This window comes from Gluconobacter sp. P1C6_b, assembly GCF_018811945.1.
In the GTDB taxonomy this organism is placed as follows: Bacteria; Pseudomonadota; Alphaproteobacteria; order Acetobacterales; family Acetobacteraceae; genus Gluconobacter.
This window is the reverse complement of sequence record NZ_JACRVU010000002.1, coordinates 255874-269358: the sequence shown is the minus strand read 5'-3', so window position 1 is coordinate 269358 and position 13485 is coordinate 255874. Positions and strand designations below refer to the sequence as shown.

The 13485-nt window shown below is 60.0% G+C and carries 10 protein-coding genes and 1 tRNA gene; 2 read left to right on the top strand and 9 right to left on the bottom strand.

All coding sequences use genetic code 11. The features are described 5' to 3' along the window. Window positions 1-34 precede the first annotated feature (34 nt). Window positions 35-2356 carry a DUF927 domain-containing protein gene (locus KP701_RS03010; RefSeq protein ID WP_215745647.1) on the top strand — a complete coding sequence of 774 codons (2322 nt, stop codon included), beginning with the start codon at window positions 35-37 and terminating at the stop codon, window positions 2354-2356. A 440-nt stretch (window positions 2357-2796) separates the two neighbouring features. On the opposite strand, the gene KP701_RS03005 is transcribed toward KP701_RS03010, so the two are convergent. The 4 genes from KP701_RS03005 to gatC form a co-directional block, all read right to left on the bottom strand. Then, window positions 2797-2889 (bottom strand) — tRNA-Ser (locus KP701_RS03005). 91 nt (window positions 2890-2980) lie between these two features. Then, a complete protein-coding gene (gene gatB, locus KP701_RS03000) occupies window positions 2981-4438 on the bottom strand; it encodes an Asp-tRNA(Asn)/Glu-tRNA(Gln) amidotransferase subunit GatB (RefSeq protein ID WP_215745646.1) in 1458 nt (485 codons plus the stop codon). Next, window positions 4435-5922, bottom strand: coding sequence for an Asp-tRNA(Asn)/Glu-tRNA(Gln) amidotransferase subunit GatA (gatA, locus tag KP701_RS02995; RefSeq protein ID WP_215745645.1), 1488 nt, complete (start codon window positions 5920-5922; stop codon window positions 4435-4437). Before gatA ends, gatB begins: the two co-directional genes overlap by 4 nt. Then, window positions 5922-6209, bottom strand: a complete 288-nt coding sequence (gatC, locus tag KP701_RS02990) for an Asp-tRNA(Asn)/Glu-tRNA(Gln) amidotransferase subunit GatC (RefSeq protein WP_041112482.1) — start codon at window positions 6207-6209, stop codon at window positions 5922-5924. Before gatC ends, gatA begins: the two co-directional genes overlap by 1 nt. Before the next feature lie 69 nt (window positions 6210-6278). Between gatC and ruvX the strand changes: the two genes are divergently transcribed. Further along, entirely contained in the window at window positions 6279-6761 is a 483-nt protein-coding gene (gene ruvX, locus KP701_RS02985) for a Holliday junction resolvase RuvX (RefSeq protein WP_215745644.1), read from the top strand. A 366-nt stretch (window positions 6762-7127) separates the two neighbouring features. On the opposite strand, the gene KP701_RS02980 is transcribed toward ruvX, so the two are convergent. Genes KP701_RS02980 through KP701_RS02960 form a run of 5 tightly spaced genes read right to left on the bottom strand, consistent with a single transcriptional unit; the run spans window position 7128 to window position 13464 of the window. Then, window positions 7128-7964 carry a transglycosylase SLT domain-containing protein gene (locus tag KP701_RS02980; protein ID WP_215745643.1) on the bottom strand — a complete coding sequence of 279 codons (837 nt, stop codon included), beginning with the start codon at window positions 7962-7964 and terminating at the stop codon, window positions 7128-7130. A 49-nt stretch (window positions 7965-8013) separates the two neighbouring features. Continuing rightward, entirely contained in the window at window positions 8014-9795 is a 1782-nt protein-coding gene (locus KP701_RS02975) for an aminopeptidase P family protein (RefSeq protein ID WP_215745642.1), read from the bottom strand. After that, a complete protein-coding gene (locus KP701_RS02970) occupies window positions 9792-10337 on the bottom strand; it encodes a GNAT family N-acetyltransferase (RefSeq protein ID WP_215745686.1) in 546 nt (181 codons plus the stop codon). Before KP701_RS02970 ends, KP701_RS02975 begins: the two co-directional genes overlap by 4 nt. After that, complete coding sequence (locus KP701_RS02965; protein WP_194260602.1) at window positions 10337-11242, bottom strand: 50S ribosomal protein L11 methyltransferase; 906 nt, start codon at window positions 11240-11242, stop codon at window positions 10337-10339. Before KP701_RS02965 ends, KP701_RS02970 begins: the two co-directional genes overlap by 1 nt. Next, entirely contained in the window at window positions 11242-13464 is a 2223-nt protein-coding gene (locus tag KP701_RS02960) for a UvrD-helicase domain-containing protein (protein WP_215745641.1), read from the bottom strand. The genes KP701_RS02965 and KP701_RS02960 overlap by 1 nt, the downstream gene beginning before the upstream one ends. Window positions 13465-13485 lie beyond the last annotated feature (21 nt).

Below are 13485 nucleotides of genomic sequence, written 5' to 3'. Positions count from 1 at the left end.
TGCCCCATTAGGGAAAGAGATAACGCTTGCTCCCATGCCTTCCGAACCAACGGAGGGTGTGGAAATCCTTCCCGCTCCTACGGAACCGGCGCGTCCTGCACATGCCACCGCCATGTGGGTTTACCGCACGGCGACAGGCCAGCCCTTTCACGCCAAATACCGCAGCGAGAAGCCCGGCGGCGGCAAGACATACTCGCAGAAGACTTACGGCACGCTTGACGGGGTAGAGCGGTGGCACTCCAAGTCCCCCGCCGGGCTACCTCCGCTCTATAATCTCGACAGGCTAGCTATCTCACCTGATGCGCCTGTTCTGTTGGTCGAAGGCGAGAAGGTCGCAGACGCCGCAACGCTCCTGTTTCCCGATCACGTCGCCACCACCGCAGGAAGCGCGGTCAGCATGGGAAAAGCGGACTATGCGCCGCTGGCTGGTCGAGACGTGGTGATCTGGCCCGACCATGACGAACCGGGACAGAAAGCCGCACAGCAAGCGACGAAGCGACTCCACGAAGCGGGTATCTCGTCCCTGCGTGTCGTCAGCGTATCTGGGACATTTCCGAAAGCATGGGACCTTGCCGATGATGCGCCCGCCGGAACCGATCTTCGGGCGTTACTGGATGCGACGCCGACCGTTGCCTGCGTGCAGATGCCCGGCGGTTTCGCCATGAAGCCGGACGGTCTGTTTTACGAGCCACCCGGCGACAGCGACAAGCCGCCCGTGCGCGTTTCGGCACCATTCGAGATTGTGGCCCAGACCCGCGACCCCGAAAGCAATAACTGGGGGCTTCTCCTGCGATGGAAGGACCATGACGGCAAGCCGCATGAATGGTCGATCCCTTATAGCAAGATGCACGGAGATGCCCGCGAGATTAGCGGCGCTTTGGCTGAACAGGGATTGCGTTGCCTCCCGAACGCCGCCCGCTTGCTGCAAACCTTCCTTGCGACGGTCGAGACGGACGCAAGGCTTGCGTGCGTGCGTCAGCCGGGGTGGCATACGACAGAGCGCGGTCTCGTGTTCGTCCTTGCCAATGGCGCCAAGATCGGCCCCGGCGCCGGATCAGTGACACTCCAAGCGGGCCGGGCATCATCAGGCGACAAGTTTGCAGTGTCCGGCACTCTGGAAGGCTGGCGGGATGAAGTGGCGCGCTACGCTATCGGAAACAGCCGTCTTGCGTTCTATATCTCCGCAGCCTTGGCTGGCCCATTGCTGGACATAGCCACAGAACAGAGCGGCGGCTTTCATCTGGTAGGCGGGGCGCGCTCCGGCAAAAGCACTGCGGCTTATGCGGCGGGAAGCGTGTGGGGGCCGACAGGTCAGGTTCGTGCGTGGCGTGCGACAGCGAACGGGCTTGAGGGCATCGCGGCGGAAATCTCCGATACCGTGCTGATCCTCGACGAGATCGGACAGGCCGCCGACTATGAAGTTGGCAACATCGTCTATTCTCTTAGCAATGAAGCCGGGAAGCAGCGGGCCAACCAACGGGGCGGAGCACGAAGCGCGTTCACATGGCGAACCCTGTTCCTTTCCACAGGCGAGTGCACGCTTGAAGACAAACAGAATGAGGCGGGCAAGAAAACGATGGCCGGGCAAAAGACGCGGCTTGCAAACATTCCTGCAGCGCCGGAAGGCGGGCACGGGCTGTTCGACACGCTGCACGACTTCTCCGATGGCGCGGCCCTCTCAAACCACCTCCGCCGGGCGGTCCATCGGCAGCACGGCACGGCATCGCGTGCATTCCTTGCGAGACTGACCAGCGAACGGGCGAGCGATGAGGCCGGGTTACGGCAATGGGTCGACGCCCGGCGCAAGGCGTTTGTAGCAGAGCACGCCAAGGATGCCGGAAGTCAGGCGCAGAGTGTCGCGGGCCGGTTCGCACTCGTGGCCTGTGCCGGAGAACTCGCCACACGCTTTGGTGTGCTGCCTTGGCCCGAAGGTGAAGCGATGGAAGCAGCGATGGTATGCTTCAGGGCATGGCTTGCCGAGAATGGCAGCGGTGAGGCGTTCGAGGAACAGGCCGCAATCGAACAGGTCCGCATGTTCTTACAAACGCGCGGTGAAAGCCGTTTTAAGGCCTTGGACCTAGCAGGAGGCGGAACAAATGCGGACAGCCGCTTGGCTATCGATAATCTTGCCGGATACCGCTTCCTTAGAAATGGAAAGACAGACTTCTTTGGTATTGCCCGCGAGGTATTCCGCAAAGAGGTCTGTAAGGGATTGAACGTGAAAGGCGCGATCAAAGCACTTAGAAAGGCAGGGCTTTTGATTGCCAAAGGCACCGACAGTTCAAACGCGCATACTGTTCCTGATCGACGCGGGCCTGTTCGCTTGTACGATATCGATGCGACTATTTTAGCCTAATTTTTTTCTTCTGCTGGCAGTCCTGTCAGCAGCCCTGCCGATCGGATGAAGAAATAATCCTCAGAAAACTGCGGTTCTGTCACTCTGTCAGTCCTGTCGGTACTTTTGGGCACTTTCCGAAAAGCACCGCGAAGAAAACAAAAAGTGCCCAAATTTTAGGCACGCATAACGCGCAAGCCGGGGTGTCGGGGCAGCCGCAAAAGAAAAGGTCTAGGAAGGACCCAAAGCATCCGGCAAGCACATGAGGTAGCCAAGGGCGTCCCGCATCCGACGATAGGCCAGTAGACAAAGCCATCTTCCCAGGGGCCATTCGCCAGATAGGCGTCACACCGTCACATAACGTATCAGGCAAGCGCATGTTTTAAGGGGGATTTTAAGAGGGGTACGACTAGACCAGCAATGACTAACTATTTGATTTTATTGAGTTTTTTAGAGCGCGCTGGCGGAGGGGATGGGATTCGAACCCACGATACGACTTGAAATCGTATAACGGATTAGCAATCCGCCGCCTTCAGCCTCTCGGCCACCCCTCCGCTCTTTTACGCGGTTCGCACGGCGTATGCAGGAGTGTTCTTAGGGGGTAACCGCGTCGTGGTCAAACCCCCCGAGAACATTTTTTTCGCCTTACTCTGAAAGAAGTTTCTTCAGGGTTTCGTTGACGAGGGCAGGGTTGCCCTTGCCCTTCATGGCCTTCATCGTCTGACCGACAAAGAAGCCGAAAAGCTTGTCCTTGCCGCCCTTGTATTCCTCGACCTTGTCACTGTTTGCTGCGAGGATTTCGCGAATGGCGCTCTCGATTGCTCCTGTGTCAGTCACCTGACGCAGGCCCTTGCGTTCAACGATGGCAGAAGCGGAGTCACCCGTCTCGACCATGTCTTCGAGAACTTCCTTGGCGATCTTGCCATTGATCGTTGAGTCGGAAATCAGACCCAGCAGTTCCCGCAGACCTTCCGCACTGACCGGGCTGTCTTCGATCGAACGCCCCGTGCGGTTCAATGCTGCGAAGAAGTCGCCCAGCATCCAGTTGGCTGCCAGACGGGCATCTGCACCACGCGCCACGGTCTCGTAGAAATCCGCGATCGCCTGCTCCACGCAAAGCACTGACGACTCATAACGGCTGACACCGTATTCCTGCTCAAGGCGGACACGCTTGGCTTCCGGAAGCTCCGGCAGAGCCGCCTTGAGTTCATCAACCCAGGCCTGCTCGATCACCAGCGGCAACAGGTCCGGATCAGGGAAGTAGCGATAGTCATGCGCATCTTCCTTGCTCCGCAGGGAGCGGGTTTCGCCACGCACATGGTCGAACAGACGCGTTTCCTGATCGACGGTCCCGCCAGCTTCCCAGACCTCGATCTGACGCTGCGCCTCGACTTCGATCGCCATCATCACGAAACGGATCGAGTTGACGTTCTTGATCTCGCAACGCGTGCGATATTCTGTCTCACCGGGCTTGCGGACCGACACGTTCACATCGGCACGCATGGAACCTTCTTCCATGTTGCCGTCACAGGTGCCGATATAGCGCAGGATCTGGCGCAGCTTACGTAGATAGGCACCGGCTTCCTCGGGCGAACGGATATCCGGCTCGCTGACGATTTCCATCAGCGCGACGCCGGCACGGTTCAGATCAATGAAAGAGCGCGTCGGATCCTGATCATGGATCGACTTGCCCGCATCCTGCTCCAGATGCAGACGGGTCACACCAATTTCGCGCGTGCTGCCATCGGCCAGATCAACCAGGACCTTGCCCTTGCCGATGATCGGATGGGCGAACTGGCTGATCTGATACCCGGTGGGCAGATCGGCATAGAAGTAGTTCTTGCGGTCAAACCGGCTGAACAGGTTGATCTCAGCTTCAAGCCCCAAACCCGTCCGGACGGCCTGCGCAACGCATTCCCGATTCAGGACCGGAAGCATGCCCGGGAAACCGGCATCCACGAGGCTGACATGCGTGTTCGGCTCGCCGCCATATTCCGCCGAAGCGCCAGAAAAGAGCTTGGCCTCGCTGACGACCTGGGCATGAACTTCAAGACCGACAACGATTTCCCATTCGCCGGTGCTGCCGGTGATACGATAGCTCATGCCGACACTCCTGCATGAATGGTGGGTCTGTGGTGGAAAGCCGCAGCCTGCTCGATGGCATGACCGGCCGCAATCAGCGTCTCTTCATCGAAGAACCTGCCGATAAGCTGCAATCCAAGCGGCACGCCACGTGCGTCCAAGCCAGCCGGGACGGACAGGGCAGGGACACCCGCCATGCTGGCCGGAACCGTGAAGACGTCATTGAGATACATCTGCACCGGATCGCTCGGCTTTTCGTCCTGCGCAAAAGCACCCGACGGAGCGGTCGGCGTCAGAAGCACGTCGACATTCTCGAAAGCCTTGAGGAAGTCCTGCTGGATCAACGTGCGGACCTTCTGCGCACGGAGGTAATAGGCGTCATAATAACCCGACGACAGCACATGCGTTCCGATCAGGATGCGGCGCTTGACCTCATCACCGAAGCCGGCGGCACGGCTGGCCTCATACAGACCATCGAGCGTCGGGGCACTGACGCGCTCACCGAACCGGACACCATCATAACGGGCCAGATTGGAAGAAGCCTCGGCCAGAGCAGCAATGTAGTAGGTCGGCAGACCGTACTTCGTATGCGGCAGGGAAACCTCGACGATTTCTGCCCCGGCATCCCGCAGCCAGGTCATGCCCTGCTGCCACAGTGCCTCGATTTCCGCAGACATGCCTTCGACGTGATATTCCTTGGGAATACCAACGCGCAGGCCCTTCACTCCACGCTTGAGCGCCGCTTCGTAATGCGGGACGGGGGTATCAACGCTCGTTGAATCGCGCGGATCGAACCCGGCCATCGATTCAAGCAGAATGGCGCAGTCCTGAAGATTGCGCGCCATTGGACCGGCCTGATCGAGCGAGCTTGCGAAGGCGATCGTTCCAAAACGCGAGCAGCGACCATAAGTCGGCTTGATCCCGGCAATACCCGTGAACGCTGCCGGCTGACGGATGGAGCCACCTGTATCCGTACCCGTCGCACCCAGAACAAGCCCGGCCGCCACGGCCGCCGCGGAACCGCCCGAAGACCCGCCTGGAACCAGTTTCGCGTCAGAATCCCTGCGCTTCCAGGGGCTCTCGACCGGCCCGAACGCGGAGGTCAGGTTCGCCGACCCCATGGCAAATTCGTCAAGGTTCAGTTTACCAAGGAAAACAGCGCCATCCTTGAGCAGATTGGCCGTGACCGTGCTCTCGTAAGGCGGTACGAAATTGCCAAGGATCTTGCTGGCAGCCGTGGTGCGGACACCATTCGTGCAGAACAGATCTTTAATGCCCAGCGGAATACCGCACAGACTGCCGCCTTCACCCTTGGACAGAGCCTCGTCGGAAGCCCTGGCAGCCTCGCGGGCCTGATCGGGGGTGCGGGTAATGAAACTGTTAAGCTGGCCATCCAGACGCTCGATCGCGTCAATATGGGCGTCCGTCAGTTCGACTGCGGAAATCTTGCGGGCCTTGAGCGCGTCCCGGGCCGAAGCCAACGTAAAATCGTGAATGCCGGACATTATTCGACCACCTTCGGAACCGTATAGAACGGGCCTTCCCGCTCGGGAGCGTTGGAAAGAACCTTGTCACGGCAGTTGCCATCCGTAACGCGGTCTTCGCGCAGGCGGGGCTTTGCGAGACCCGTGCCAATCATGGGGTCGACGCCCGTGACGTCAACTTCCTTGAGCTGCTCCACCCAGTCGATAATGGAGCCCATGTCCTTCCCGAGGGTTTCAACCTCTTCGGGCTGGAGACCAATCCTCGCCAGTCTGGCGATGCGCGTAACCGTTTTCGCGTCGAGCGACATGAATATTCCTGAACAAGAGGAAATTTTATGGTGGCTTTTCAGCCGTCAGGGGGATCATAACGCCGTGCTATGCCCCTGTTCAATCCACATGATCTCCGTAATCTTCTTCAGTCCGGTCAGCGCGTCCTCGGTCTCGACCCCGGATCGAAGACTATCGGCGTCGCCCTGACAGATGTCTCACTCATGCTGGCATCTCCCCTGATCGGCCTCAAGCGCCGGAAACTGGGCGAGAATGCGCAGGAACTGGCCAAAATCGTCCGCGCACAGGGCGTAGGAGCCCTGGTCGTCGGATTGCCACTGTCGCTGGATGGATCTTTTGGCCCGGCGGCACGCGCCGCATCGGACTGGACGCAGGCCCTGTCGGAAAAACTCGGGATTCCCGCGGGCCTGTGGGACGAACGCCTGTCCTCAAGCGCCGTCAACCGTTTTCTGATCAAGGATGCCGACATGACGCGCGGTCGTCGTGCAGAGGTCGTGGACAAGATGGCCGCAGCTTATATGCTCCAGGGCTGGCTCGATGCATCCAGCCCCGATAGGTCACACCTGTTCTGAATTTGGAGCATCCGTTCAGACACCCCGGCTTCCAATAAGCGAAGGGCGTGAGTAGGTGTTGGCCAGAACGCGGAACCACACGCGGGCGGTCATTGCGCCCAAAACCAGGCAGAACAGGAACTTCATGATATTTCTCCGGTCATGAAGCTCGAAAACGAACCAGAGTGGTCCGGGTTTCTGCAAACGCCGGTTTCAAAGTGTAAAAGCATGTTTGATATGACGTTTCGTATACTGGTTCTGGCCTTGTTGCTTGGAATATCCGCCTGCACCCGAATGCCCGCTGATGGCAGCACACCGATTCCACGACACCACACCTCGCCACATGGCGCGTATGCCGGAGCGGGAAGCGGCTGGTCCGGATACTGATCAACGCTGACGCCAGGCCAGCCGGACCGGCATAGCCCGATAGGATGCCAGACTACGGCCCATCTGCGGCGGGACACCACCAGCCGGCGCACCGAATGCATGATGGATAATGCGTGGTGGTGGCGCATAAGACACCATATGCACGGAAGCTGCGCCCTGTGTGGGAAGCCCAGATGGAGCAGGATATCCACTCTGCCTGCCAGATGCGAAATAATGAGGCGCACGGGCTACAGGAAACATGGCCTTCAGACCAGAAGACGTCATGATAATCTGTGGCAGAAAATCAGGGGGTCTGTAATTGTCCGCCTGACCATTCCAGATCGCCATGACATGCTTGGCATATTCTTCCCCCAACGCTGGCGTCAGGGAATGATAGGCCGCCGTCGCAGCAGGCCAGCCCTGAAGCTGGCTGTGCAGTCCGGACAGGAAACGGGCGCCATAACGGGCATTGCTGAACGGATCAAAGGCATCGTCGAGCGAGAAGAAAGCATCCGGGTGATGATGCAGGTTGATCTGCATGCAACCCACATCAATCGAGACGATCCCGCGCGCCTGAAAATCCAGCACGGCCGCAATAGCCTCGTCCTTGCTTTCGTAAAAATAGCCTTTCCCGGCCGCATTGACGGTCCAGGGCCAGGCAACAGTCGCCGATCCATTGGGATCACGGCGACCACTCTCGACGCGACTGATGGCATCGAGCAGCCGCGCCGGAATCCCGGTCTGCTGCTCCGCAGCCTGCGCCGCTACACGACAGACGGAAGATGCGTCATAGGCGAACGCAGTGGGCATGCCCGAAAGCGTCGTGACAGCAGCAGAGAGGAGAACTTTCCCGATCATCGTCCTGTATATGATCGGGAAAGGTAAAAATTAGGTTATGCCCGTAACTTTACCGAACGAGCGGTTTGCAGACCTCAGCCAGCCACGCGGCTACATCCCGCTCGACATGCGGTGAGACCCGCGCCTGAACCTCGGCATGATAGGCGTTCAACCAGTTCAACTCCGCATCGTTGAGAAGGGCGACATCGATCAGTCTGTAATCAATAGGCGTATAGCTCAGGATCTCGAACTCGAGGAACGGGCCCTTACTCCCCTTGAAAGAAGAGGGCCGCACCAGCATCAGGTTCTCGATCCGGATACCGTACTGTCCCGGTTCATAATAGCCGGGCTCGTTGGACACGATCATGCCAGCTTCAAGTGCAACCGGACGGGGAGCAGGAGAAATATTCTGCGGGCCTTCATGGACCGACAGATAGCTTCCGATGCCATGTCCGGTACCATGATCATAATCCATCCCGACCTGCCAAAGGGCTGCACGCGCCAGCACGTCCAGCCGGTGACCGGTCGTGCCGGACGGAAAACGGATACGGGAGAGGGCGATATTGCCCTTCAGAACACGCGTGAATGCTTCACGGATATTCGCAGGCGGTTCCTGATCGCCCACCCAAAGCGTGCGGGTAATGTCGGTCGTACCGAACGGATACTGCCCACCGCTGTCGATCAGATACACATTTCCGGTTTCAAGAACCCGATCGTGACCAACCTGTGCCCGGTAATGGGGAAAGGCACCATTCGGACCGACGGCGGAAATGGCGTCGAAGCTCTGTTCCCGGTAATCGCCGGAGCGGGCACGCAGACCATCCAGCCGGGTGACGAGATCCGTCTCGTGCTGGCCGATCCCCGACACCGTCAGGGAATGCAGGAAACGGGCCATCGCCACGCCATCAAGGACATGAGCTTTCCGCGCACCATCCTGTTCCGTGCTGTTCTTGATGGCTTTGGGCAGCGTGCAGGGATCGGTTTCATCCACAACTGTCGCACCGGCAGCGGCAAGCGTGGTGTCGAACCATACGGCCGTCGTAACAGGATCCACCCGCACGGTCCTGCTCTTGAGAACCTCAAGCCGCTTCGCCAGATCCGCAGGCGAACAAACCGTCACGCCAGGACCGCAGACCTCCAGCACGCCCTCCGACAGACGACCGGATGAGACGAACCACTCTGCCGTCCCGTCCGCGTGCAGGATCGCATAGCCATGCGCGACGGGGGTGAGGGGGACGTCGCTGCCACGGATGTTCAGCAGCCAGGCCAGGGAAGTGCAGTCCGCGATGACAGCCGCATCCTGTCCCGCCTTGCGCAGAGCATTGCCAAGCCGCCTGCGCTTGTCCGCACTGCTTTCTCCCGAAAATTCCAGCGGCTGCGGCAGAACCGGACCAGCCGGTGCAGCCGGACGGTCTGTCCAGGCCAGATTGATGGGATTGCGCGGAAGTGGAACAAGTTCGACACCCGGCGTCTGCCATGAGGCCAGCATGGAGCGGCTGACCAGACGCGGATCATAACCGACTTTCAGCCCCTTCGCATGTTCCCCCAGCCAGTCGGAAAGCGGTTCCAGCGCGACATGACGACGCTCCCACAGGTCATGGGGAACCTGCTCTTCCATCTGCACCGTATAACGCCCGTCGGAGAATACGGCGGCTGTTTCCGGCAGGATCGCCGCCAGTCCCGCACTTCCCGTAAAGCCCGTCAGCCAGGCCAGACGCTCGGCACAGGGAGCGACATATTCGCCGAGATATTCATCACCGCGCGGGATGATGAAACCGTCAACGCCCAGCGCCTTGCAGGCTTCGCGGACGAGGGCAGGGCGCTCCGTGAGCGGGATGGAGGACAGAGTCATGAAAAGTCCTTTTCCACAGTTGGAAGATCGTCGAGACAGAGTGTCATGAACAGCAGATCGAGCCAGCGGCCACGTTTGCGACCGACCTGCGGAAGCGTGCCACAGTTCCGGAAACCAAACCCATGGTGCATCGCAACGGAGGCAGCGTTATCCGCCGTAATCCCGGCCACCATAACGTGAAAACCCGCGCTCTTTGCGTGGTCGATCAGGGCTCGCAGAAGGCTGCGGCCAATGCCCCGGCGCTGATGATCGGGCGAAACATACACCGAATGCTCGACTGTGCGGGCATAGCCTTCAAAGGAACGGAAAGCCCCGTAAGCGCCATATCCGGCAACTGCCCCAGCCGGATCGACGGCAACAAGCACGGGGTAGCCCTGCGCCAGCCTGTCCTCGAACCACTGGCGCCGCTGCTCAAGCGTAAAAGGCGTCGTAATCCAGAGCGCATCGGTGTTTTCGATGGCATCATTGGTGATCCGCAGGATAGCCGGCAGGTCGTCGGGTCCGGCGTCCCGAATCAACGGCAATGATCCCGTCGCGCCCATCAACCGCGACGGCGCAGAATCAGCGTGGCCCAGTCGCCTTCACGCAGGATACGTTCCAGCACGAGACCCTGACGCTGATGCGCTGCCAGCACCATCCGCGCCTGACTGTAAAGCAGGCCAGCGAGAATGGCTGTCCCGTTCGGCGCAAGGTTCAGCGCCAGAGACTGCGCCATCCGGCACAGCGGACGGGCAAGAATGTTGGCGAAGACCAGATCATACGGCGCCTTGGCGCGTACGGCCTCGGTCTGCCAGCCATTGCCGAAGCGGCAGTCCAGCAGATTGCCCTGACCGTTCAGCCGCGCATTGAGCTTGGCCGTCCGCACGGACCAGGGTTCAATATCGACCGCAAGAACCGGGCGGTGCAGCAGCTTCGCCGCCGCCATCGCCAGAATACCGGACCCGCAACCCATATCGAGAATACGCTGCGGTTTGCGATATGCGACCATTTCCAATGCCCGAAGACAACCGCGGGTCGAGCCATGCTCGCCAGAGCCGAAGGCAATCCCGGCGTCCAATGTGATCGTCAGACGGGACTGGTCCGGGGCGCCATGCAGATGGGTGCCGCGAATGGCAAAGCGCTTGCCCACATTCTGCTGCGGGAAGGATTCATAGGTCCGGGCCAGCCAGCCCTCGGATTCCGTCGGGATGCGTTCAAGCTCCGCCTCACAACCGGTAAGCATCCGCGCGACCGCCAGAGCATTTTCGAGCTCGTCTTCCTTGAAGCCCGTGTCTTTCACGCCTTCAACGCGCCAGTATTTCTGCGCGTCATCCGCCTCGAAAATGCCGACCGTCTCGCAGGCACACATCAGGGCCTGCTCGAACAGGGGAACAAAAGGCTCTTCCACCGTGATGGACAGGGTTTCGAGCGCACTGGCATGGCGACGGCCAATGCTGCGGGGTGCCATCACGATCTGATCTCCACGAAATTTGCCATGACGCGTTTAACGCCACCATTTTCAAAATTGATATGCAACTGCGGCCCGTCAGCGCCGATGACGGTGCCTTCGCCGAACCTGTGATGAAAGACCGTCGCCCCGATCGCGACAGTCGGCTCCGGCTTAACATCATGGATTTTCGGGCGCGGAGCGCGGAAACCTGATGGGCGCGTGCTGCTCAGCGGGCCGGATGCGAACATGGACGGGGCCGCCGCAGCCTGCCGGCGCGTCTCGAATGCCTGTCCCGTCAATTGCACATATTCGGACGGTATTTCCTCGATAAAGCGGCTTGGCATCGAGGACTGCCAGTTCGCATAGATCCGCCGGCTCGCCGCGTGCAGCACGATGGCCCGACGCCGCGCACGGGTCAGCCCCACATAGGCCAGCCGCCGCTCTTCCTCGAGTGCCCGGTTCCCGCCTTCGTCAAGCGACCGCTGGGACGGAAACACGCCTTCTTCCCAGCCCGGCAGGAAGACGGTGTCGAACTCCAGCCCTTTGGCGCCATGCAGCGTCATCAGACTGACCTTGTCATCCGACGCCTCGCTCTCGGTATCCATGACGAGCGCAACATGCTCCAGAAAGCCCTGCAGCGTCCCGAATTCTCCAAGAGCCCGCAGAAGCTCGCGGATATTGTCCAGACGCCCCGGCGCCTCGACGGAGCGGTCATCCCGCCACATCTGAAGATAGCCACTGTCCTCAAGAAGCTGCTCGGCCGCAACAACATGGCCTTCGGTCTCAAGCGTCGCCTTGGCCCGCTGGAACGCCGCCATCAGCCCATCCAGCGCATCCTTCGACTTGCCCTTGAGCAGCCCTGCCTGAAGCTGCCAGATTACCGCGGCTGTCAGCGGACCCGGCAGGGCGCGTGCCTGAGCATGCAGCTTCTGCACCGCAACGGCACCAACGCCACGTTTGGGAACATTGATGATCCGCTCAAACGCCAGATCATCCGCAGGCTGCGACAGTACTCGCAGATACGCCAAACAGTCCCGGATTTCGGAGCGCTCGTAGAACCGCAGCCCACCAACAACCCGATACGGGATGCCAATCATCATCAGCCGCTCTTCGAACGGCCGCGTCTGAAAGCCCGCACGCATGAGGATGGCGATTTCCGACAGCGGATGCCCGTCACCGCGCAGACGCTCGATCGCGCCCCCCACGATCCGCGCTTCCTCATCCGAATCGCGTACCCCGATGATCTGGACTTTCTCGCCGTCAGCATCGTCCCGCCCGGGCCGCAGCGTCTTGCCAAGCCGTCCTTCATTATGAGCGATCAGACCCGCCGCAGCCGCAAGGATCTGTGCTGTCGAGCGGTAATTCCGCTCCAGACGCACGACTTCCGCCCCCGGAAAATCCTTCTCGAAGCGCAGGATGTTCTCAACTTCCGCCCCGCGCCAGGAATAGATGGACTGATCATCATCACCCACACAGGCAATGTTGGATGGCCCATGCTCACGCTTGGCCAGCAGACGCAGCCACAGATACTGGACCGTATTCGTATCCTGATACTCGTCCACGAGAATATAGCGGAAAATCCGGTGATACTGCGCCAGCACATTGGGCTGGTTGCGCAGGATTTCGGTCATGTGCAGCATCAGATCGCCGAAATCACATGTATTAAGCGCAATCAGCCGCTCCTGATACGCCCGGTAAATTGCCAGCGCATGACCATTCGCAAAATCGGAGTCCTCAGCCGGGGTCACCCGGTCAGGCGTCAGCCCGCGATCTTTCCAGCGCTGGATGATCCCCATAAGCTGGTTGGGCGGCCAGCGCTTGGTGTCGATTTTCCAAGGCTCCATGACCTGCTTGAGCAGCCGGATCTGGTCATCCGTATCAAGGATGTTGAAGCTGCTCGTCAGCCCGACATATTCCGCGTGACGCCGCAGCATCCGTGCGCAGATCGCGTGAAACGTCCCGAGCCACAGACCTTCCGCAGGTTCCCCCAGAATCGCGCTGACACGCTCGCGCATTTCGCGCGCGGCTTTGTTCGTGAATGTCACAGCCAGAATCTGGCTCGGATAGGCCCGACCCGTCAGAAGGATATGCGCAAACCGCGTCGTCAGGACGCGCGTCTTGCCCGTTCCCGCACCTGCCAGAATGAGGAGCGGGCCTTCGGTTGTCTCAATGGCGCGTCTCTGCTCCGGATTGAGGCGGGAGAGATACTCGGGGGTAGGGGAAGGTAGGTCTTGCGGCACCCTCCCGATATAGAGTGAGAT